The sequence below is a fragment of the Rhodococcus sp. APC 3903 genome (assembly GCF_030407755.1).
Lineage (GTDB): Bacteria > Actinomycetota > Actinomycetes > Mycobacteriales > Mycobacteriaceae > Rhodococcus_F > Rhodococcus_F erythropolis.
The window spans coordinates 1-21,442 of record NZ_JASDCV010000045.1; the positions used below are offsets into that span (position 1 = coordinate 1).

Annotated in this window: 25 protein-coding genes and 1 pseudogene; 13 read left to right on the forward strand and 13 right to left on the reverse strand. The window is 61.8% G+C overall.

Features of this window, described 5'->3' with window-relative positions; all coding sequences use genetic code 11:
* Window positions 1-130: 130 nt before the first annotated feature.
* The 8 genes from QMA15_RS31155 (at window position 131) to QMA15_RS31190 (ending at window position 6,649) form a co-directional block, all read left to right on the forward strand.
* Window positions 131-505, forward strand: a complete 375-nt coding sequence (locus QMA15_RS31155; RefSeq protein ID WP_290288666.1) for a hypothetical protein — start codon at window positions 131-133, stop codon at window positions 503-505.
* Window positions 498-932, forward strand: coding sequence for a glycoside hydrolase family 19 protein (locus tag QMA15_RS31160; RefSeq protein ID WP_290288668.1), 435 nt, complete (start codon window positions 498-500; stop codon window positions 930-932). Before QMA15_RS31155 ends, QMA15_RS31160 begins: the two co-directional genes overlap by 8 nt.
* A gap of 10 nt (window positions 933-942) precedes the next feature.
* A complete protein-coding gene (locus QMA15_RS31165; RefSeq protein ID WP_290288669.1) occupies window positions 943-1,470 on the forward strand; it encodes a hypothetical protein in 528 nt (175 codons plus the stop codon).
* Window positions 1,471-1,547: 77 nt separating this feature from the next.
* On the forward strand, window positions 1,548-2,210 hold the full coding sequence (locus QMA15_RS31170; protein ID WP_290288673.1) for a hypothetical protein: 663 nt from the start codon (window positions 1,548-1,550) through the stop codon (window positions 2,208-2,210).
* 49 nt (window positions 2,211-2,259) lie between these two features.
* Window positions 2,260-3,705, forward strand: a complete 1,446-nt coding sequence (locus QMA15_RS31175; RefSeq protein ID WP_290288675.1) for a HEPN domain-containing protein — start codon at window positions 2,260-2,262, stop codon at window positions 3,703-3,705.
* Window positions 3,706-4,109: 404 nt separating this feature from the next.
* Complete coding sequence (locus tag QMA15_RS31180) at window positions 4,110-5,858, forward strand: hypothetical protein (protein WP_290288677.1); 1,749 nt, start codon at window positions 4,110-4,112, stop codon at window positions 5,856-5,858.
* Between the two features lie 231 nt (window positions 5,859-6,089).
* On the forward strand, window positions 6,090-6,371 hold the full coding sequence (locus QMA15_RS31185; RefSeq protein WP_290288678.1) for a type II toxin-antitoxin system Phd/YefM family antitoxin: 282 nt from the start codon (window positions 6,090-6,092) through the stop codon (window positions 6,369-6,371).
* On the forward strand, window positions 6,368-6,649 hold the full coding sequence (locus QMA15_RS31190; protein ID WP_290288681.1) for a type II toxin-antitoxin system RelE/ParE family toxin: 282 nt from the start codon (window positions 6,368-6,370) through the stop codon (window positions 6,647-6,649). The genes QMA15_RS31185 and QMA15_RS31190 overlap by 4 nt, the downstream gene beginning before the upstream one ends.
* 154 nt (window positions 6,650-6,803) lie before the next feature.
* Here the strand turns inward: QMA15_RS31190 and QMA15_RS31195 are convergent, their stop codons facing one another.
* A complete protein-coding gene (locus QMA15_RS31195) occupies window positions 6,804-9,251 on the reverse strand; it encodes a P-loop NTPase fold protein (RefSeq protein ID WP_290288684.1) in 2,448 nt (815 codons plus the stop codon).
* A gap of 334 nt (window positions 9,252-9,585) precedes the next feature.
* Between QMA15_RS31195 and QMA15_RS31200 the strand changes: the two genes are divergently transcribed.
* Window positions 9,586-9,903, forward strand: coding sequence for a hypothetical protein (locus QMA15_RS31200; protein ID WP_290288688.1), 318 nt, complete (start codon window positions 9,586-9,588; stop codon window positions 9,901-9,903).
* Between the two features lie 360 nt (window positions 9,904-10,263).
* On the opposite strand, the gene QMA15_RS31205 is transcribed toward QMA15_RS31200, so the two are convergent.
* Window positions 10,264-10,452 carry a hypothetical protein gene (locus QMA15_RS31205; RefSeq protein WP_290288691.1) on the reverse strand — a complete coding sequence of 63 codons (189 nt, stop codon included), beginning with the start codon at window positions 10,450-10,452 and terminating at the stop codon, window positions 10,264-10,266.
* 171 nt (window positions 10,453-10,623) lie between these two features.
* Here QMA15_RS31205 and QMA15_RS31210 point away from each other — a divergent pair, with 171 nt between their 5' ends.
* Complete coding sequence (locus tag QMA15_RS31210) at window positions 10,624-11,601, forward strand: hypothetical protein (protein ID WP_290288693.1); 978 nt, start codon at window positions 10,624-10,626, stop codon at window positions 11,599-11,601.
* Between the two features lie 32 nt (window positions 11,602-11,633).
* On the opposite strand, the gene QMA15_RS31215 is transcribed toward QMA15_RS31210, so the two are convergent.
* The 7 genes and pseudogenes from QMA15_RS31215 to QMA15_RS31245 form a co-directional block, all read right to left on the reverse strand.
* Window positions 11,634-12,482 carry a hypothetical protein gene (locus QMA15_RS31215; protein ID WP_290288697.1) on the reverse strand — a complete coding sequence of 283 codons (849 nt, stop codon included), beginning with the start codon at window positions 12,480-12,482 and terminating at the stop codon, window positions 11,634-11,636.
* 70 nt (window positions 12,483-12,552) lie between these two features.
* Window positions 12,553-12,801 carry a hypothetical protein gene (locus QMA15_RS31220; protein ID WP_290288700.1) on the reverse strand — a complete coding sequence of 83 codons (249 nt, stop codon included), beginning with the start codon at window positions 12,799-12,801 and terminating at the stop codon, window positions 12,553-12,555.
* 237 nt (window positions 12,802-13,038) lie between these two features.
* Window positions 13,039-13,188 (reverse strand): annotated as a pseudogene (locus QMA15_RS31225) (LuxR C-terminal-related transcriptional regulator); the annotation flags it as partial.
* A gap of 160 nt (window positions 13,189-13,348) precedes the next feature.
* A complete protein-coding gene (locus QMA15_RS31230; protein ID WP_290288703.1) occupies window positions 13,349-13,990 on the reverse strand; it encodes a zinc-binding dehydrogenase in 642 nt (213 codons plus the stop codon).
* Window positions 13,987-14,250 carry a hypothetical protein gene (locus QMA15_RS31235; protein WP_290288705.1) on the reverse strand — a complete coding sequence of 88 codons (264 nt, stop codon included), beginning with the start codon at window positions 14,248-14,250 and terminating at the stop codon, window positions 13,987-13,989. Before QMA15_RS31235 ends, QMA15_RS31230 begins: the two co-directional genes overlap by 4 nt.
* Window positions 14,251-14,314: 64 nt before the next feature.
* Window positions 14,315-15,112: an MFS transporter gene (locus QMA15_RS31240; RefSeq protein ID WP_290288708.1), complete on the reverse strand. Its 798-nt coding sequence runs from the start codon at window positions 15,110-15,112 to the stop codon at window positions 14,315-14,317.
* 103 nt (window positions 15,113-15,215) lie between these two features.
* A complete protein-coding gene (locus tag QMA15_RS31245) occupies window positions 15,216-15,389 on the reverse strand; it encodes a hypothetical protein (protein ID WP_290288709.1) in 174 nt (57 codons plus the stop codon).
* Window positions 15,390-15,452: 63 nt separating this feature from the next.
* On the opposite strand from QMA15_RS31245, the gene QMA15_RS31250 reads away from it, so the two are divergent.
* Complete coding sequence (locus QMA15_RS31250; protein WP_290288711.1) at window positions 15,453-15,719, forward strand: MerR family transcriptional regulator; 267 nt, start codon at window positions 15,453-15,455, stop codon at window positions 15,717-15,719.
* 115 nt (window positions 15,720-15,834) lie between these two features.
* On the opposite strand, the gene QMA15_RS31255 is transcribed toward QMA15_RS31250, so the two are convergent.
* Complete coding sequence (locus tag QMA15_RS31255; RefSeq protein ID WP_290288713.1) at window positions 15,835-16,593, reverse strand: SDR family oxidoreductase; 759 nt, start codon at window positions 16,591-16,593, stop codon at window positions 15,835-15,837.
* Between the two features lie 56 nt (window positions 16,594-16,649).
* Here QMA15_RS31255 and QMA15_RS31260 point away from each other — a divergent pair, with 56 nt between their 5' ends.
* The gene (locus tag QMA15_RS31260; protein WP_290288715.1) at window positions 16,650-17,249 is read left to right on the forward strand and encodes a TetR/AcrR family transcriptional regulator; all 600 of its coding nucleotides are present in this window, start codon (window positions 16,650-16,652) and stop codon (window positions 17,247-17,249) included.
* 113 nt (window positions 17,250-17,362) lie between these two features.
* Here QMA15_RS31260 and QMA15_RS31265 read toward each other — a convergent pair whose 3' ends face one another.
* The 3 genes from QMA15_RS31265 to QMA15_RS31275 form a co-directional block, all read right to left on the reverse strand.
* On the reverse strand, window positions 17,363-17,659 hold the full coding sequence (locus QMA15_RS31265) for a helix-turn-helix domain-containing protein (RefSeq protein WP_290288718.1): 297 nt from the start codon (window positions 17,657-17,659) through the stop codon (window positions 17,363-17,365).
* Between the two features lie 460 nt (window positions 17,660-18,119).
* A complete protein-coding gene (locus QMA15_RS31270) occupies window positions 18,120-19,022 on the reverse strand; it encodes an NADP-dependent oxidoreductase (protein WP_290288720.1) in 903 nt (300 codons plus the stop codon).
* A 49-nt stretch (window positions 19,023-19,071) separates the two neighbouring features.
* On the reverse strand, window positions 19,072-19,437 hold the full coding sequence (locus QMA15_RS31275) for a MerR family transcriptional regulator (protein WP_290288723.1): 366 nt from the start codon (window positions 19,435-19,437) through the stop codon (window positions 19,072-19,074).
* Between the two features lie 57 nt (window positions 19,438-19,494).
* Between QMA15_RS31275 and QMA15_RS31280 the strand changes: the two genes are divergently transcribed.
* The gene (locus QMA15_RS31280) at window positions 19,495-20,703 is read left to right on the forward strand and encodes an MFS transporter (protein WP_290288726.1); all 1,209 of its coding nucleotides are present in this window, start codon (window positions 19,495-19,497) and stop codon (window positions 20,701-20,703) included.
* Window positions 20,704-21,442 lie beyond the last annotated feature (739 nt).

Below are 21,442 nucleotides of genomic sequence, written 5' to 3' on the forward strand. Positions count from 1 at the left end.
GTGTTGGGGGGAGTGGTTGAGGTGGGCGTGTGGGTGTTTTTGAATTACGTTGTGGTGCAGTGACTTTAGCATTATGTTGTGCGACTTGTTGTTTTGGTGGTTGTGCAACGTGTTTTGTGAATGTATATGCATGGCAACGTGTTCGGTTCTTCGTGTTCGCAGGCGACGGCCAGGAACTGCCACGAACCTGAGCCCCGCCTCGTCACCGGCATTGCGCGGGACTACACCATTCAAAGCCACACCGGTCAGCGGCGAAGCACGCAAATACACACCGACACCGTCGACCGAACCGATGCCGACGGCCTCTCCCGGCTACTACTACCTCGATCCAATGCACCCAGACTTTCCCGAATGCGCGTGGATCATGTACCCGGAAGGCAACAACCCCACGCCGGTGATCGTCGCGGCAGGGGATGTGACCGCCGAGCAGCTGATGGATCGTTCCCGAACTCAGCCAACAGCAGGCACAGGAGTACATCGGCCCCCTCAACAAGGCGATGCGTGAATCCGACATCAACACCCCGCAACGCAAAGCCGCGCTCATCGCCACCCTCGCAGTCGAATCGGACCGCTTCCAAACCTTCGAGGAATACGCATCCGGAGCCGACTACGAAGGCCGATCCGACCTCGGCAACACCCAACCCGGAGACGGCGTCAAATACAAAGGGCGCGGCGCGATTCAGATCACCGGACGAGACAACTACACCCAGATGGGCCGCGACCTCGGTGTCGACTTCGTCAACAATCCCGAACTGGCCGCCACACCCGCCTACGCTTTCGAAACGGCAGCATGGTTCTGGACCAGCCACGACGTCAACTCAGCCGCCGACCAAGGAATCGAAGCCGCAACACTGATCGTCAACGGGGGAGACCACGGACTCGCAGAACGCACGGCCTACTACAACACCGCACTTGCGGTACTCGGCGGATAGGGAACACCCGATGAACAAGCCCGCAAGCAGGTACCGCGCAATCGCGGCGATCGCATCGCTGTCAGCGGCGTTGGCGCTGACCGGGTGCTCCACAGATACCGATGTCCCACCGCCGGTGGCTGCCGAATCCAGTGCAGCGGCCACGACTTCGCCGTCGTATCAACCTGTCCCGTCCTCGTCCGTATCCGGCACCCTGTCGACGGCTGTTGCTGCACCGGAACTGTTCGTCGGCACCTGGCAGGACACAACAGATCCCCGTTCGCACATGAGCTTCACTGCTGACGGAACACTGAGCACCTCGTACGAAGGAACGGATGCCACGAAATCAGGCACCTGGGAACTGATTTCGACCGCAGAAGTCCCCGACATCGCCGACGCAGCAGCACAGTCCACCGAACCAGCGCTGCACACCCAGCTGACCTTCGACGGCCAGCAACCGCTCGATCAATACTTCGGCATCGGCGAACTCACCACCGACACAATCCGATTGATTCACCTGCCACGCGGTAACACCCTCACCTACACACGTCTGCACTGACTGCGCCCGACATCAAGCTGGATCACGACCTAACTACGATGTGTGGCGGAGGCTACCGACAGGGGAAACCCGCCGAAATGAAGCTGAAAAGGGTCCACCTGGTTGCATCGGCAGCGCTGGCCTCCGTGCTGCTCCTTTCAGGCTGCACCGAGACGGTCTCCGGTGCTCCGGTCGCCGCAACCGCTGCTGCTTCCACGTCGACCGAGTACAAGACCACCCTGGTTCCGCTTCCTGGAGTGGACTATCAGCGGTTCGAATGGCCCGGAACCGACACCCAGATCCTCATGCCCCTCGTGGACGGTTGGCAATTCCTCTCCAATATGGATGAGGAAACCGATGACGCAGAGGGACCCGTTCTCTCCAACCTGACAGCTCTTCCTGAGGGCAGCGTCGCTACCGGAGCAATCGCTTTCGACTCCTGGGAGAAGAAGTACGCCAAGGACGAGGAGCAGGCCACCGTACAGGCGTACCAGAGCCTGGCTCGGCTGAACGACTTCACGCTGGTCGAGAAGAAGAAGACGAACGCCAGCGGATGGGACGCGACGGTGGGAACTGCGACCTGGACTCTCAAGGATCCTGGCGTGGACCCCCGGCATCTCTTCATGACCTTCGCCATCTACTCGCGGATGGAAGGTGGACGGGCGAAGTCTTTCACGATCATGGCCCAGGACGATTACGGCGATATTCAACAGGTCCAGGACTACAAGTTGACGTTTGCCACCACCCCACTGTTTCAGTGACGGGACCGACAGCTACTCGGAGTCGAATCTGACGTGCAAGTCTTGTCCGATGAACTCGCAGACTTTCTCCGGATACTGGTGGTGTGTTGACGACGCAAGTATCCGAAAGCCAGGGACACTGACTATCGCTGCAGACGGATCAGTGGCACTCGAACTGATAGAGGGTTTCGCTGTGCAGCAGTACGCCGCCATGCCTGACGGCTCTCTTGGTGTCGGCGAAGGGCGTACTCGCATCGACGTCATCCACGGTGTGACGACCGCCGGTAGGGGCATCACCTTGTTGGACTGCCTTATCCGCTACAGTGTGGGCTTCGGAACCTCCACTGAGCAGCGACTTTCCGCACGGTACGCGTTAGTAGGCCTCTATCTCGACGACGCCGATGCCGAGGTTTTCGTCACGTGCGGTCTGCGTATCGAGAATCTTCGTACATGGTTGGCCCCCAATGAGTACAAGAGCGCGCGCAGAGAACATGGCCGAGAACGACACGCCACAGTCACAACACCTGAACCCGTCACGGTGGCGTGGAAAGAGTTCACGATCAAGGCCGAAATGTATGCGACACCGTTCAATTACTCCGGCACCCGAGACGAGGCAGTCTTCAGTTCGAGGACTGCGGTAACTCTCACCATCACGTCAGATGCTCCTCGGTCGTACCGGGGATTCCACGAGATCACCACGGCGCTCGTCGACTTGCTAACTCTGGCCAGCGATCGCGCATGTGCTGTCATCAGCCAGCGGTTGGTTGCGCAACCGGAACCGGTCGATTATCCAGATGTGGATGATGACGGCAAGCTCGGTACGGTGACGCTCGACGAGTCGCCCGAAGCTGCCGTGTTCGCGCGTCGGATCGTCACTGCAGCCCCCAACGAGAAGGAACTTCATGCGCACGATTTTTTGTTCACGTGCCAGGACATGCCCTTCGAAGAAGTCGTTGTTCGCTGGCTCGATCTGCGAGGGACTGTTTTGCGTGCGACGAACATGCTGTTCAGCCTCAAATATTCGAAACCAGGGTTCTTGCAGACGCAGGTTCTTACAGCCGCGGTGTCCGCAGAATCGTTGAGTCGTTGCCTCACTGACCCTGAAGCGGTTCCGATGGCTACCGGCGATTTCGACTACATGGTTCGTGAGCTTCGGATTGCCATTGACCGGATGCCCGACGAGGATCGGGGAAGATTCAAAGGTATGTTACGCAACGAGATTGGGTATCGTGACCGATTGATCGACCTCGCGTCGATGCCGCCCCAAGCAGTTGTAGGCAAGATCATTCCCGACGCGGCCGGCTGGGCACAAGATCTTATGGATGTACGGAACGGTCTCGCGCATGGGCTCGACCAGAGCTTCAGCGAGCCCGATAACCTTTTCCTGTTACTTCAGCGCACCCAGTATCTGATTTACCTGGTACTGATGACCCAACTCGGTCTGCCGGAATCTGTCCTCGCTCGTGCGGTCGAAGCGAATCAATATTTGACCCATTTGTACAAAGAGCAGAGATGACTCGACGTTGCATCGACAGCCATCGTGGGATGGGGCCGCAATCACGAGCAGTTTCACGAGGGGATCGCTGCTGCTTGGCTCGGCGTATGACGGATGCTGGCATACATGCCGGGTGCCGCTGCCCTTGAATCGATCAATGCCTCTTTCAGGTGGCTTGGTGGTAGTCGGTTGTCGTCAAAAGGGACGACGCCGTCCATCACTGATCGGTGAGTGTTTGCCGCCTTCATTGCGAGCTTCCTACGAGACGTCAGCAATGTCAGTGCTGCTGTCCGGTTGGGCGGAACAGCGCGATCCCTACCAGGCACGCGCGCGACTACTAAGTTCACTGAGTATTTTCGGGCATTTGTTCAGGGCCACTCGACATACTTGGCTGCAGGTCTTAAAGCATGAGGCAAGGGGTATCTGTGAGTGTTGACTGGGACAAGGTCGGCAGTGATGCTTTCGAACGGATCGTCGACGCACTTCTGTCACGTAAGTGGCGGGACATCGCAGAAGTGACGTGTCCTGATGGCCGAGGCGGTGACGGCGGAATTGACATCGAGGTTCGGCAGCGAGACCGGCGGAGGGTGTATCAACTGAAGTACTTCCCGGACGGATTCTCCGGCACGCTGCGGGACACGCGCCAGGGACAGATTCGGGAGTCCTTCAAGCGTGCGATGAAATTGGTTCCGCCGCCTGTGGACTGGACTCTGGTGGTGCCCGCCAAACTCACCCCGACCGAGCGCACATACGTGTTGGAAAAGCTCGTCAGGAATGTCGAGGCGGGTACGCAAGCCCCAACGATCGCCATCCTCGACCGTGTTGAGCTGGACCAGTTACTGATCGATTTCCCTGATGTGTACAACTTTCTCGGGCGCGACAAGATGCGATCGGATGTCGAGCTGTATCGACTTGAGGAAGCCACGCTTCTCAGTGATGGGAGGGTACGTGCACTTGCCGATCGCGTGCGAAATCTCGGCAACCTTGCAGATGGGACTGACCTCTATTGGGGTTTCGACATCGCCAGCGCCGGCGGTGTTGTAACGATCAGTGCGCGGCCGAAGGATCCGCAAGCGCACATCAAGAATCCGATCACGGTCGCGGTCGATGGCGTATTCAGTTCGAAGCATTTTGCGGTGCAGCAAGACTTCGAGAGGTCGGTGAGGTTCGGAGCATCGGGCAAAGTTGTTCTGCCACCTGAGGTGGTGCGGAACCTTCGTGTTGAAGGGCCTGAATTGATAGCTGGAGTCCATAGCAATGTAGAGGTGCATCTGGAACCGCTAAACGAGAATCCCCACGTGGGTGCGCCCGCCGAGTTGAAGTTCTTCGATGATGACGACCTCGTGTCCGCTTCGCACGAGGGTCGAGTCGCGTATCTGAACCCCGGTACCGTCGGATTCACACTCAAGATCGAATTCTACGAACATCTCACTGTCGAATTGCTCTTCCCACTCGACAAATCCGTGCCAGGCGAAGCCCGCCTCTCGTACAACTTCCGGCGGATCCGCCCAGCCGACGCGCTCGGCGTTATCGAAATTCTCAGCGCGATCCGCCGTGGGAAGGGCACGTGCAAGGCCTACATCGACGACAACTTCTTGATGTCGATGTCCTTCAACGAGCCTGCGCACGACGACACCGACGACGAGCTCACCGTGCTCTCGGGAATCGCATACGACCTCAAAGTTGTACAGGAGTTTTGTCATGTCAAGTTTGCCATTCCTGACGAACTGACGGCCGAGGAACGGATCGATCTGCGGGTCGCACGTATCCTCATCGACGGTCACGTAGTCACTTCGCCGAACGCTCGTACAGGCACCATCACGTTGACCGGACGTGACTCACCAAACCTACGAGAAGTCCTGACCAGCGGTGGACAGGTTTCCTTCACAGCCAAAGAGCTCAAATTTTCGGTTGGTTCGAAGGAACTGGTGCTTGGCAACGTGTTGGTCTTTCATCCTCGAGCTACTGCTTTGAACGGGCTCGAGGCAGCCGAGGCGTTGGACGCGGGCCGAGGAGAAGGATTTCAGGTCCACCTTCGACCGGGTGATGACCCGTACTTCTATCTGGCAATGCCACGCCAGATGTCTAATCCGACCGCCCCCATGAGCGAATGGACGCTCGTCGGGTGGAGTCTTTCCGACATCACCCAGCCCGGCACGAGCGAGGTCGAGTAAACCAGGCGGCACCTGGAGCTGGGTAAGCCCGAGATTGGTCGGCACAAACGGCGGGCTAACTCGTTCTGTTGGGCATGGGTAGTTCTGCGTGCGCACCGCTGCAAATTCAAAAATAGAAGGCCTGAACTGCGAAGATTACATGTCCCACTCGGCCGAATAGTGTGGCCGAGGCTGTCCCGCGTGGGCGGCGATCTCACACATAAACCCCAGACGTCTACGTGCGCTAGAATTATGTACATGACAACTCTTCCGGTGGCCGACGCACGAGCGCAACTCTCACGTCTCGTCGACGAGGCCGAGCGCACACACGAACGGTTCGAGATCACCCGCAACGGGCATCGTGCCGCCGTGCTGCTCGGCGCCGACGACTACGACGCGTTGCGTGAGACGATCGCCGTGCTGGCCGATGAATCGCTACTGGCCGGGCATCTGGCGGGAGTGGTTGAGGCGCAGGCCGGAGACACTCTCGACGCGGCCGAATTGGCCGCGTTCCTGGGCAAGAGCGAGGAGTGAGCGGCCTGGACGATCCCTATGTCTTGGCGGTGGCGCGTTCGGCGGCTCGATCGCTCAAAGCGGGCTTGCCCGAGAAGGTTGCGGTAGCGGTCTACGAGTTCATCACCGGTCCGTTGCTCGGGAACCCTCATCGGGTCGGTAAGCGGCTCGATCCGCCGCTTGCGCCGGCGTATTCGGCGCGGCGCGGTGCGTATCGGGTGCTGTACTTGATCGACGATGATGCCCGCCGGGTCACGGTTACCGCGATCGCGCATCGCTCCGATGCTTACCGCACCTGAAAAGTGCCACCTCGACCGTAGTGAATCTGTAGATCTTGAATCTTGTTGCAGCATTTATGTTTTAGCGCCTACAGCCCCGGACGAAGGTGCAGGGAGAAGTCGGCGGTTTCTATGAGGTAGCCCCACCGACGAGTACGTAGCGACGGACTCGTGATCAGTCGGTCAGGTTCTGCATCCACTCTCCGGTGCCGAAGGGCCGGTTATTGACGATGTTGTGAAGCGCGTTTGCCGCGAAGCGTCTGCGATTGGGGTAGGTGAGGTCGGAGGTATCGACAACGCCGATCAGTGCCTGGGGGATTTGGCCGGGGGGCCAGTGATCGAATGGAAGGACTTTCATCAGCGAGTCGGTGTCGAGGGCGTGGAGGACTTGCTCCCCATAAGGAGGATCATGTTCCCCGTAGGTGACGAATCGCGCGGCGATATCGATCAGCTCGGTGCTCTCGCTCTGCTCGAAGCGCTGAATTGTGCTGTCACGGATGTGTTCGAGGAGCCCGTCCTGGCGGACTGCCCAGTACCAATTGGCGGTTGCCGGCCGGGCGGCGGGCTCGTGATCGAAGAGTGCTTGGATGGTCTCGTCGTGGACGCGTTGGCGGACAGGTTCTGTGGCATCCCACAGAATGTTCTCTGGATCAAAGAAGTCTGGGCCGTGGACGCCGACGTCGAGCACGAGCACGGTGAGGTCTGTGCCGAATTCCTCGAGGTAGCACGCGATGATTGCGCGTGCTTTTTCGGCATCGCCGGCGTCCCGGACTGCGGCTTCGAGGAGGATGTAGACGGTGATGGCCCACCACGCATTGCGATGCGGACATCGCCGCTCGTTTGCCGGAACTGCTCGGGTGAAGGATTTGGCGGCTTTGCCCGCATGGGTTGCTTCGCTATAGCGGAGGACGTTGCCGACTATTGCGCGAGCCTTGGATTGTAGGAGCGGCGCGGTCGTAGGGCTTTCGGCGTGTGTACGGATCAGCGATTCGGCGGGTAGATCGCCGGTGGAGATGAGGTATTCGAGTTCCCTGCGTACGTCCGCGTCGCGGAGATCGGAGACGGGGAATCCGAAGGCGAAGTAGCGGTCGAAGTACTGAGGTGTCCGGATCTGGTGTGACGCTGACTCTGGGATTGGGCGGTAGTCGCCTGGTACCCGAGGTAGCGCGCCGGGGAACAACGCATACAGCAGCTGATAGGCGGTCAGGGTGCGATCGTCGGCGTTCGACTCGCCAACGAGCGGCGCGATCAATCCGTGCCATTTAGACAGCTCTGTCCCTCGTTCGTCCGGCCTTATTGCGTTCAGCTGCGACTTCGTGAGGTTGCCTTTCCACGAGCGAAGTCGGCTGTAGAGCTCGGGGTATGCGAGTCGCAGACTGGTGAGCAGCGCTGCGTCGATGAAGTTGATCTCGTCGGAGGCGAGGCTGCTTGCGTTATTCGTGTCGGCGATGAGCGCGAGCATCACGTCGAGTTGGGAGAGCAGGCGGTGGACAGTTCGCAATGTGAGCGTGTCCACGGGCAGCTGTTCGAGAATGATGTCGACGGGCGATGTGCCATCCGTGCTGGCGCCGAGTTCGAATCCGTAGCGCTGTGCAACGGAAGCAAGTTGCTGCGCGAACTCGCGGCGCAGATGCGGAAGCTGGATTGGAGGTAGCTCGAAGGGGTACTGCACGATCTTCTCCAGGTACCGCTCCGCTCGCTGCCGCTTTTCGTTAGCCAGGTCGGTGCGGGTAAGGACGTCGGTGACGGTCTCGATGTCGTAGGACAGCAGATAGTGGACTCCGTTGAACCGGCCGAGTAATCGCACCGACTTCATGACGGCAAGGAGTTCGTCGCTGTGTAGACGGTCGATGTCATCGACGATGACGAGCACGTGGGTGTCTGTGTCGGCAATTGCGTCCTGGATCTTGGCGAATCGATCGGAGAACGGGTCGGGCGCTATCTGGAATTCCCCTGACTGGTCCGCAATGACATCGAGTCCAGCGTCGATCGCCTTCTTGACGCCGTCTGGCCCCACATAATGGTCGACGAGCCCCGCCGCGATTACCTTCGTCATGGCTGCTGCGGCGGGTATCGCTGCGCCCAGTAGTTTGCGGGCGGTTTTTCCCTTGTCGGCGGGCATCGCTGAGGCGATGGTGCGGTAGAACTCCTCGGTGAGCGCGTAGGGATCGTCGACTGCCCACGGCGTGAAGAAGACGACTTTCCAGTTCTCCTTTTCGCACAGCGCATTGTGTATCAAATTCAGAGTCGATGTCTTCCCGCTACCCCATGGCCCGGAGAGGCCGAAAACAACACTTGAGCCGGCGGCAGCAGAAGCGATGCGTCTGGCGACCAGATTTGCAAACCCCGTTCGATCCAATAGGTCGGGAAGCGACTGCCCACCATCGATGGGCGTGTCGGTAATCAAGGTTTCGTTGGCTGGCTCACTGCTATGTCGGCTCACAGTGTTGATGATTGCAGTGGTCGTGCTGTGTGGCTGTTTGTGTGCGGAGCTGATGACAGCGCTACCGAGTCCGACAGCGACCAGCACCCACCCTGCTACCTGCCCGAGCGCGAGCACTATGGAGATTCCGCCGAGGATGCAAATCAAGGCGCCGAGAGCGAGTACGAGTCGGAAAGTCATAGCTGTGGCGCCTGCGTTCTATCGATTCGTCTGTTGGTGTGATCGTAAGGCGTGGATATTCGCAGGGTGCCGTCTCGCGGGAGGGATCACCGACGCGTGGGTGGTCCGAATTGAGTAGGTTTTTGAATAAGGGTGTGTATCAATATGTTTCGTGGTCAGAGTGGTATGGAATCGGTTTGACGGGTTGTGCACATCGAGGTTTTGAGCGGCATCGAATTGTTTTGGGGCAGTGACTATTACGGCGTTATGAGGTTCTGCGATCCCTCTCCCCGCCACGTACGCGGCCACCGAGGACTTCTGGCCCACGACCCTCGTGGAGGGTTCGGGGACGCCCGTGTCGATCGGGGCGATCGCCGGAGGCTATGTCGGCGGTAATCCCGACCTCTCGCTGTGGAACGGGGCCGAGGCACGATCCCGTGACTTGTTGCCAGGTGCAGGGAAATCAAACGCGGACGGCGGCAGCCCGAACCGAGTCGACCCGACAGGCTGGATCGGCGGCAGCGACATCGTGACGATGCAGAACGCCCACTCTGCGGACTACCTGCTGACCCCGGCGTTGACCCCGATCGCCGCGATACCGGCGAATCTCGCGAACCCCCTCACCTCGACGTCGGGGAATGAGACAGGCAAAAATTCGTCGGCGAGCAGCTGAGAAGATAGACAGTCATCGGCTTCTCGACAGAGGAGAATTTCGTGCAGCAGAGTGACGAAGTGAGAATCGGGACTGAAGGCGTCTCGCTGTTCACAATCGTCAGCGTCGACGAGGACGCTCACTCCGCAATTATCGAATCCACCGCGGACGCACCCGGCATTTACCCCGTTTCCGGCGAAGCTGGCCACTCTCGTACCGGCTGCCTGAGGCCATCGTCGGATCTTTTGCAGAGAAGGTCGTCACCAGCGGAACGTAAACGGTCGGGGACATATCGTCTTCCCAGTTCAACGGCGTGAACGAGCTCCTGCTTGTGCGGTGAGCAGTTCTCTTGTGCGGTGAGCAGTTCTACGGCACGGACCATCACCGCCGGCCTTTGCGCTTGTTGCGGAGAAGCAGTGTGCGAAGGACTGCGAGTGCATCGCCACGGCGTACTTTGGAACGTGCGCACACAGCGATCAGCGATATCGCAGTGATCAGGGCGAAGTATGCGAGCGCCAAATGCGGCATAACGTCGAGACCGAGTTGGGTGAAGGTGTCGAACAGTGGCATGAGTTGATTCCTTGGGGTGCAGTGTGCGGGCTGCCTTCAGTTCTCTCCCACACGCTGCTGTCCGGCGATGTTCCGCCGCGCTAGAGTCTGTCAATTGCCTGTTCAGATTGGGTGCGCCGGAATTCCGACTCTCGGAACTCAGACAACTACCAGGTTCGAGAGGAACATCGAATGTCCGATCCGGTGGATGCAAAAATGCGTCTGGGCGCAGCGCTGACGGACCTCCGGGAACGCGCGCACAAACCGACTCTCACAAGTCTGGTCACGGATGCCGCGAAGCAGAACGTGAAGCTGAGTACATCGAGCTTGAGTCAGTGGTTCAAGGGAGAGACGGTCCCTTCCGACACCCAGCAGTTCGGAACGCTCGTTCTCATCCTGTCTGGCGCTCCGCCGAGCGCGGACCTCAAGCGTTTGCATCAGCAGGCTCGTGAGGTGGGCCAGTCTCGGCAGGGCTTGGCCGGCGGCTCCGTGATGACAGCGGCGCAGCCCGGAAAGACACCCGCACCAGGGGGCGTGCCGAGGATCGACATTCTGCATTACGCGAACGTCCCGCGACTGAACACGCTGTTGGCAACCCATGGAATCCCGTCGGATATGTCGAACATCCCAGCGCACGGTCAGCGGAACATCATCACTCTTGCCGCGGCAGTGGAATCGGTTGTCACTCGGATGAGAGACGTCGAACTCCCTGTCCGACGGTTCACCCAGGATCTCAACCTGCGGTCGCTCGGGAACGGACAACTGTTGGTGTTCGACAGGCGTGTATTCACCCTGAACTGCCCCGAGCCCGGCGCCACACTCACACTGACCGGGGACCTGAACGTCGACCCACTCGTGTACATCAAGAAGCACGGGGTTCGGATCGTGATGCCTTACGACCCGGCATTCATCACGACCTCGACCGCGTACTCGGAATTCAACGCTGGGAACACGCAGATGGTCGGATTATGCGTAATCAAACGGCGCGGTAAGCCAACAGATGCACCCCACCGAAACAAGAACCCCAAAGTTCAGTACGTGGCAAGCCCTCTCCTGCTGGGATTGTCGAGCGAGGTCACGGATCTGAGTGAGAAGGTAGTCCATGAGGACATGTACGGGAGGTGGCACGGCCCGTGGCGCGACGACCGCAAATCCAGACGTGCCGGTTGAAACCGTGAGCGAGATGCGCACAGGCCATTCCTCTAGACCTGCTGAATACCGTTGGGCGAGAAGGGGAGCAGGTGGCGTCTGCTGGTCGAGTGGATTCGGCGATCACGCTGGCGAACGAGGAGGTTGATTCGTCGGACTGGTCGAACGTTGTCTCCGCTCTCAGGTGACCAATCGTCAGGAATCTGCTGATTGATGAAGGTGAGGTGTGTTTCTGGGATCGAACCGTCAGGTGATCGTTTCGGAAGTTCGTAGGTGAATGTCCGTACGACGTTCAGTGAGTGCCGTACGGGCCCGTAGATGGCGAGCGCGACGTCTTCGGCATTGAGAAGGATGATCTGGCCCGGCGACGCCAGGTATTTGCGTCGAGCGCAGTTCCACAGGGAGTCGATGGCGCGGGCGATGAGCAGCGATACCGCCAAGTCCTGGTCTGGCAATGTTCCGGTGGCGCTCATAAACCATTGCCTGGGTTCGTTTTTCGCACCCGGAAATCGATTCTTGTGAAGATAGGTCTGCAGCTGCCCTTGGTGGAGTTGAAGCGGCACCTGGCCTTCGGTCTCGACGCCTAAGGATGCGTTGTCGACCATCACGTTGCTCAGACCGTGCTTGGCTGCGTTGTAGACAAACGATTCCGCCAGATAGCGCTGCGCCGCATACGTCAGCAGCAGGGAAATCGCATCGATACCTTCATCGAAATCGGCTTCTGTGACGTGGATTTGAGAGTCGGCAACGGACACCCCGCCAAGGAAGACCTGCCCGATCTTCTCCCGGTCGAAGCCGCTCTTGAGTCCGTGGTCGAGTTTTTGTTTGAACTCGGTGAAGTTGACGGACGCGGCGATTCCGAGCCACGGGCAGTCTTCCTGCTCGACATGTGCATAGAACATGCGCAGCAGGGTTTCGGCTGCGTGGTGAACGATGAGGTTCGCTTCGGTGGCAACGAATCTGCGCCTTGCGTCAGCGTTCGGTGTATCTGCTGCTTCGAGTGTGACGACTCCGATCTGTCGGGTCGATGAGAACGCCCGGCCTGAGCGCATCATCGCTGCACAGCATGAGCGAGAGCGATTCGATTCTCATCTTCAGATATTCGGCTGGATCGGCGTTGTAGAACATGCCGTTGAGTTCGGGAAACTGGGCAGGCTCGAGTGGGGGACGTTCTTGTTGTTGCGTCCGCTTACGCGGTTTCGACTTCGAAGAGGGGGACACGGAACTGACTGTATGTCGCATACGGCGCAGGCAACTGTCAACGAGTCCTTTGTTGCCGAACTTGAAGATTGGTGGCGCCTTCTCTCACTGCCGGACGTGGTCGCCAGACCAGAAGTGATCTCGACAGGATCGTGAGGGCGCGGCGGCACGCGGTGAGTGAGATGGTTCGCGACTTGATCGAGCGCCATCGACTGCAGCAAAGGTCGCGAGGGTGTCGTCGAGTTTGCCGGATGGGGGTCAGCGTGGGGTGTGGGGTGTGATCAAGCCGGTTTCGTAGGCGGTGATGACCAGTTGGGCGCGGTTGCGGGCGGGGAGTTTGGTGAGGAGGCTTCCGATGTGCGTTTTGACTGTTTTGACGGAAATGGTGAGGGTGGCGGCGATTTCGTCGTTGGAGAGGCCGCGGCCTGTTCATGGACGAACCGAACCACACTGAACTACGCCGCGACGGTCAACTCGTGGCCTGTAGCTAACGGGCTGTCCAGGATGTGGAACCCTCCTCAATGCGGGTGCCCTGATTGGCGGCCTGGGTGGCGATGCCGTTCGTGATCTACATGATGACCACGACCTTGCCGAGCAGAGATCCGGCCTCAGCGCGTCGGTGCGCGTCTTCGATGCGGTTGAGTGGGTACTGCTCTGCGACGCGCAGTCTGATGGTGCCGGCGTCGACCAGCGCCGAGAGTTCACGGAGCCGTTGGGGAGCATGTTGGACGTAGTTGTGGACCGCGAGGGCCGCGCGCTCCTCCAGAGCTACTGGGATGGTGTCGTCGCTGACGGTGACGAGCCGACCTCCCTCGCGCAACAGCTCGGGATGGTTGAAGACGCCTGCGGTGTCGAAGATCGCGTCGAATTTCCCAGCGGTCGCTGGATTCGAGTGTGGGGAAGCTGCTCCGAGGTCGAGGACTGCCGGTTCGTGCTCGCGCCGTGAGACCAGTGCGGCGGTCCTCACTCCTGCGATGGCGGCGAGTTGTATCGCCATCCCGCCGACGCTTCCAGCGGCCCCGGTGATGAGTAGGCGGTCATCGGCGTGGAGGTCGAGGCGCTTCAATGCCTGATCTGCCGTGAGGGCGGCCAGGGGCAGTGTTGCGGCGTTGATCAGGTCGACCGTTTCCGGGGCGGGCGCGAGCAGCGCGGTGGGAATGGTGAGGTACTGCTGCCAGCTCCCGGACCCGTCCTGTCTGGGTGGGTTCATGGCGATGACTCGATCACCAGGCTTGTAGGCGCAGTCTTCGGGCGCGGTGACGACGATGCCTGCGATATCCCAGCCGAGTACGGCGGTGATCGTCCGGCTTGTTGCGGCGTATCGGGGGCGCGGGTTTTCAGATCGACCGGGTTGATCGTCGAGGCGACGATCACGATCAGCGCCTCGTCCGTGCCGGGCTCAGGGATCGGTGTGTCGTGGATCGTGAGGACTTCGGGGCCGCCGTATTCGGTGATGATTGCTGCTTTCACTGGTGATTCTCCTTCGTGTTATCGGTGGTGTCTGATTTCGGTACGGCGCGAAGGGCGAGCGCGGTCAGGGCGAGGCCGAGGATGGAGAATGCTGCGCCGCCGAGTCTTCCCCAGCGCAGCAGCCCTGCTGCGACGCCGAGGCCGCCGAGGGCGGAGCCGATGGCAACGGCGCGATGGTGGCCGTCGAGAACAGTCCGAGGATCAGGACGAGGCCGATCATCGGAGCCGGGTATCCGGCGACGAGCGGGAACGCGGCCAGAGTGATGACGAGTCCCACGAACACCCCGACGAGGGTCGTGCCGAGGGAAAGGTCGGCCAGGCGGCCGGCGATGAGGTTCCCGGCGAACCCGCCGACGCCGTACGCGAGCAGCAGCGCGGGAATGGTGTCTGGGAGGATGCCGGTCACGTCTGTCAGCAGTGGTACGAGGTAGGTGAACACGATGCTGACGCCTGCGAACCCGATCACCGTCGTCGCTACCGCGAGCAGCACCGGGCCGCGCAGGAGGGTGCGGATCTCGTCCTTGACTCCCGTGGTCGGAGCTGGGGTGCGGGGCATCGTCCAGGCCAGGATCAGGGTGCCGAGGATCGCGGCGGCGGCGAGCACCGCGAAGGGGAGCCGCCAGTTCGTGCCCCCGCCCAGCAGGGCTCCGAGCGGGACGCCGAGCACGGTGGCGACGGTCAGGTCGGAGGTGACGATCGCGATCGCGCGCCCTTGTCGCGCCTGCCCCATCACGGCGGTCGCGGTCGTCAGGCTGATCGCGAACAGCGTGGCCTGGCTGCACGCCGAGATCATCCGGCCGACGATGATCCAGGCGAAGGACGGCGCGAGAACGGTCAGCACCGTTCCGGCGATGAACAGCACTCCGAGGCTGATCGCGAGGCCCTCGCGAGGCCCTTGCGCGGCAGCTTGGCGGTCAGCACGGTCACGATCGGCCCGCCGATGGCGACGCCGAGGGCGTAGGCGGTCACGGTCTGGCCCGCTGCCGCGATGGATACCGAGGCGTCGGCGGCCAGCTGGGGAGGACGCCCGCGACGAGGTATTCGGCGCTGGCGGTGCAGAACACCAGCAGGACGAACGCTGCCAGGACGAGGCTCGGAGGTGCGGAGCGGGCAGGGGCGGAAAGATCGGTTCGGGTCATACTCACTCTGTCCGGCTCAACCTTCACATCAATGAGAAGGCAAATCGGAAAGAAGGAAGTCGCATGCGCATCTCCGAGGCCGTCGAACGCACGGGCGTGTCGGCAAGACTGCTGCGCTACTACGAGGAACAGGGCCTGCTCTCTCCCGGGCGCAACGCCTCTGGCTATCGCGACTACAGCGAAACCGACGTCGAGATGGCCCGCCGCATCCGGCAACTTCTCGACGCCGGCCTGAGCACGGCCACGATCGGCACCGTGCTGCCCTGCCTGACCGAACGGGCAGGGCAGCTGGCGCCGATCTGCGCCGACCTCGTTGAAGACCTCAGGTGAGAGCAAGCTCGCATCGAGACGTCGATCGACGCGCTCACCGATCGCGTGACGCCATCAGTGCGGTCGTTGCCGCCGGCGTGACGCAACCAGAGCGAGGGCGTTGGTCCGTACAGGGTTAGAGGCTTGAGCCGCCGGTGGCGTCGATCGTCTGCCCTGTGATCCAGCGGCCCCGGTCACTGGCGAGGAACGCGATGATGTCGGCGACATCCTCGGGCCTGCCGATCCTGCCGAATGCCGATACCCGAGCCGCACCGTCCCGGGCGCCCGGCTCGTTGATCCAGTCGGCGTTGAGGTCGGTGTCGATGATGCCCGGGGCGACCGAATTCACCGTGATCCCGCGCTTGGCAAGCTCCGGCGAGACCGCGTGCAGGACACCTTCCAGGCCGCACTTCGACGCGGTGTAGGCCAGGTGAGTCGGGGCGGCGACTGTGGTGTATCCGGTCGAGACCGCCACTACCCGGCCACCATCGTTGAGGGAATCGTTGAGGTGGTGCAGCAGGAACAGCGGTGCGGTGAGGTTCACCGCCTGTACGCGTGCGTAGGTCTCGGGGTCGAGGTCGGAGAGCACTTGAGCACCGTTGATGCCCGCGTTGCTCACGAAGACGTCCGTGCCGGTGAAGCCGTTCTCGGTCACGGCGCGCTTCCACTGCGCGGCGATGGCCGACGCCGCTGCCTCGCCGTCGGAGAGTTCCGCCTCGATGAGCACCGGTCTCGCGCCGAGCGAGCGAACGCGCTCCGCTGTGGCTTCGGCAGCTGCGCGGTCGTGGCCGTAGTGAATGCCGATGAGCGAGAAGCCGTCGCTCGCGAGCGCAGCGGCGGTGGCGGCTCCGATGCCTCGGGATGCGCCGGTGACGAGAGCAGTGGACCGGGTCATGATTCCTCCGTAGTGATCGTTACGAAATAGGTTCGTGGGATATCGTAGCAGTCACTATGGATAAGATGCGCAAGGCCGGACGACCCCGCTCGTTCGACCCCGACGAGGCGCTGCACCGCGCTCTGATGGTCTTCTGGGAGCGCGGCTACGAGGGCGCGAGCCTGGCGCTACTGCAAGAAGCAACCGGGCTGACCGCTCCGCAGCTCTACCGGGCCTTCGAGTCCAAGGAGCGGCTGTTCGAGCGTGCTGTGCGCCTCTATCAGGAGCAGTACGGCTTCGCCATGCGTTCCGATCTCCCGCTCGTTGAGGCCGTCGGCGATTACCTCGAGCGCGCCGCCGACGAGTTCACCCGTGAGCCAGGGCGCGGGTGTCTCGTCTCGACCGGACTGCTCGCCACCGGCAAAGACGCCGAGACCGCAGCAGTGATCGTCCGTGCTGAGCGTGACCAAGCGCTCAGCAATCTGCGCGACCGTATCGTCGGCGCGGTGGAGCACGGCGAGCTCTCCCGCGAGATTGATGTTCCAGGACTGGCCCGCACCATCGGCGCTCTGCTCCAGGGCATGTCCGTCCAAGCCCGAGACGGAGCCGACAAACGCGAACTCACCCGGATCGCAGACACCGCACGAATACTCCTATCTGCAGCGGCCCAGCCCTGACAGGGATTGCCCAGCGCCACGTCGCCCTGAGGCGATAGGAACGCCACGGGGCGGGCAAAAAGTAGTGAGCGTCTGGATCGGCTTGTTCGTGCGGTTCCGCTTACTTAGGACTTTCAGCCAGGGCTGATGGTCTCCGGCTGTTGCCGCTCTGCCGCCGCCTTGTGGGACTGCAGCATCAGGCCTGTGCGGTACAGCTCGATCAGCAGCGGGCGGAGCTTCTCGCCGCGTTCGGTGACGCGGTACTCGGTTCGCTGCAGGAAGCCGTTGGTTGTGGATCTCGTGACGAGTCCGGCAGAGACGAGTTCGCGGAGCCGTTGAGTGAGCACTTTGTCGCTGATCTGCGGCAGCGATGCAGTCAGTTCGGTGAACGAGTAGGCGTCGGCTGGCGTGAGGCGGAGTGCGAGCGTCATCCATCACCCCGCGGTAGTGCCAACGCTATCTCGACTGGACAGTCCGTCGACGGGGCCAGTGTGCGCACGCTTGGGCTGCCCATCGAGGTCAAGCCGCACCATGTGTACGTAGCCGATGCATTGCTCTGCTGGTCGTGGATAGGATGATCTCGGGCACAGCTACGGACGTGGCGCGGTGAGGACGGTATCTGGCGGTACGTCATCGACAACCGTTCGGAACCACGATTCGGGGCCGTAACCGACGAGGCGCCGCCATCCGTGCCTCACCGGCCTTACAGGCCGAACAGAACACCGGGCCCGCTTTCTTACTTGCGCCGGAGTGGCCCCGAGCAGTTCGTTCGTGCGGTGAGGGTGCCTACGGTAGAACAGGATTCAGCAGTGGCGGCAGAGTTCATCGCGGATGCTCTGGAGGTTCATCTGTACTGGCTGCGGTCGTGCTGGTTTCGCTTCTGGTCGGTGATCAGGGCGCGAGGAGGATTTTCCCGGCGGGGTGACCGGCCTGACTGAGTTTGAGAGATTCTGCTGCGGCGCCGAGCGGGAAGGTCTCACCGATCCGGACGGTGAGTGCGCCTCGTGCGGCGATTGCGACGGTCTGCTCGAGCTCGTCGTCCGGGTGTTGCACCCACGGGATACGCGCGGCGTGGGAATGCTCGTCGCCCCACGCCGTCACCGCCCGGCCGCCATAGACGAGCACTGCTCGGGTCGCGTCGATTGATTCTCGTCCGCCGACCGCGTCAGCGCTGGCGGTGATCGGGCCGAGCCGGCGGAGTGCGGAGGCGAGGGCGTCGCCGTAGAGGACGGGGATGGCGCCCAGGGAGCGTAGGTAGTTGTGGTTGTGGGCCGAGGCCGTGCCGATGACTCGTGCCCCCTGGTCGAGCGCGATTTGCACGGTCGCAGCTCCGACGCTGCCCGCGGCCCCGTGCACCAGCAGCGTGTCTTCGTCTGTGATGCGGAGGTTCTGCACCATCGAGTAGCCCGCGACCGCGGAGGAAGGTAGGGCGGCGGCCTGCTCGATGCTCACCGTCTCGGGGCGCGGGACGACCAGATGCGCGTCGATGACAAGCTGCTCTCGGTACGCACCTCCGCGGGCTCCGGCGATCACCGCATCGCCAACCGACAGACCTGCGACCCCCGGGCCGACTTGCTCGATGATGCCGGTGCTCGCCCACCCAGGCACATGCGGGAACGGAGCGCGGTCGCTCTGACGGAAGTATCCGGCGACCATCTTCCAGTCGACGGGGTTCACGCCGATCATCTCCTGCCGCAGACGTACCTGGCCAGGGCCCGGTTCGTCGGGATGCTCGTCTTCCACCCGGAGGACGTCGGGGCTGCCGTATGCGTAGTAGGCGATGCGCGTGCTCATGCCCGAGACGCTAAAGCCTCACGCCAGTGTGAGAGTCAAGGCTGTCGTATCACACCGCGTCAGGACTCGGACTCGCGGAAATGACCGCCTCCAGGGCCTCGACGGAGGTGCGCAGTGTGTCGATCCGGGCCAGGAGTTCGTCGCGTTCTACGACGAGCTGGCCGTAGAGGTCGGAGCAGGCCAGGGCGACGCCGTCGGCATGCTGGGCCAGGCAGGGAAGAATGTGCTCGATCTTGCGTGTGCTCAGCCCTGCCTCCAGGAGCGCTTGGATTCGCTGCACCCGGATTACGTCCGCGTCGTCGTAGACGCGGTAGCCGCTGGGTAATCTGGTGGGGTGCAGCAGGCGCTGCTCCTCGTAGTAGCGCAGCGAGCGGATGCTCACCTCGGACCGCCGGGACAGTTCACCGATCCGCATCTCACGTTCCCTCCGGACTTGACTCTCACATATGTGTCAGAGTTTAGCGTCGGTCGCATGACTGCTTCCGCTGACATTTCTCGTCCGGTCGGCGTCCCCCGGGCGCTGTCGTTCGCCTTCGTGCTTGGTGCGTTCGCGCTGGGCACGTCGGAGAACGTCATCGCCGGCATCCTGCCGCGCTTGTCCGCAGCGTTCGACGTGCACGTCTCCGATGTGGGATTGCTCGTGACCGCTTACGCCGGTACGGCCGTGATAGCCGGCCCGGTGCTCGCGCTGCTGACTGCGCGGGTGCCGCTTCGCGCGATCACGATCGTCGCGGTGACGCTCTACGCCGCGGGAACTGTACTGGCGATCGTCGCGCCGACGTACGCGGTGCTGCTGGCGGCGAGGGTTGCCACCGGGGCGATGCACACATCGGTACTGGTGGCGTTCATGCTGACTGCCCTTCGGCTGGCGCGTGTAGGCGAGCGCGGGCGCACGGTCGGGCGGATCACTCTCGGGCTCGGCGTCGCAACAGTGATCGGAGTGCCCATTGGCAACGCCCTGTCGGAGACCCTCGGCTGGCGGTGGGCGTTCGTCCCTGTCGCCGTGCTCATCGGTGTCACGCTGCTGATCGTGTTGGCCGCGTTCCCCGACGACCGCACCCCGCGAGGCGAGTCGGGCTGGCGATCCCTACGAGTGCTCACTCGTGGCCCGGTGATCGGGGGTGTCGCGATGACCGCGATGGCGGGTCTCGGGGCAATGACGCTGCTCGCGTTCGCGGTGCCGTTCCTTACGGACACCGGCATCAGCGACCGAGCCGTGGCCCCAGTCCTGCTCATCTATGGTGGCGCGTGCCTGGCAGGGAATATCCTCGGAGGAAGGCTCACCGACCACAGCCTCGGCCGCGCCCTCATACTCACCCTGGGCGGCACCGGCCTCGCACTCCTCGTCGCCGGCCTGATCGGCGGGAGCGCTATAGGGGCGGTTGCGGGCCTCGTGTTGGTTGGGATCACGTATTTTTCGACGTTCCCCCCGTTGAACACCTGGATTGCGGCGAGTGCGGACGGTATCGCCCCGGACATTGCCCTCGCGGTCAACAGTTCCGCATTCAACATCGGCATCGCCATCGCCGGATGGGTCGGCGGAGCCACCCTCGCGGCGGGGCACTGCACCGCGCGCCTGCCCTTCCTCGGGGTCGGGGCCCTGATAATCGCTGTCGTGATCTCGATCCTGCTGAGCCACAGCCGCAATGCTTCGGCCGCCGACGAATCGGACGCTGCTTAGTAATCAGCGCAATCAGCGGGAGCGAGCGCCGGGGCATCGGAACCTCGGCATCGTGAACTTGGTGTGCGCCGACGACGAGGCACTCGATGCAGACAACGCGCACGTCGTCCGCCACACACTGGCCACCCAGATCGAACTGGCCTCCGAGTAAGAACTTTCGACGTCGAACCTAGTGCCGCCGCGATACGGCAGTTCCTACAGTGCGCCACCGATCGATACACGTGTTGATCGACTTGCAACCCGGGAACGTGCGGAAATTCCCTGAGCGACTGAACGAGATCAACTCCAGAATATGGGCGAGAGCCAAGTTGGCGCGCCCCGTCGCTGGCGACAATCAAAATGCGTTTCTTGTGTGGGCGCAGGCAGCACCATCATTTCTCCAAATGGTCAGCATCATCGCCGAAGACGACCTCAAGCGCCCCGCGCTGCACTAGCCGCAGCGAGTCATCCAAAATGGGGCGACTGAGGGAGAAGATCTTTTCTGACCTCGGCGTCGGCATCGGGATAATACTCCTGTCCCGTTCTCCTCGAGTAGCGTTCCCGATCGTCGTCGGTAGTTCACTCCTCGACGATGCGAGCTTTACGCGCGCACCGGCTAGGAGCTTCAATGCGGTCGACGAATGGCCGTCTTGTTCTGAGGACGGAATCGCCGCTGAAAAGGTGTTGCTGAATCGAACCGGAGTTTCCGGAGACTTTGATGTACCCCGAGTTTCGTGGAGTCGTCATATTTGACTTCAGG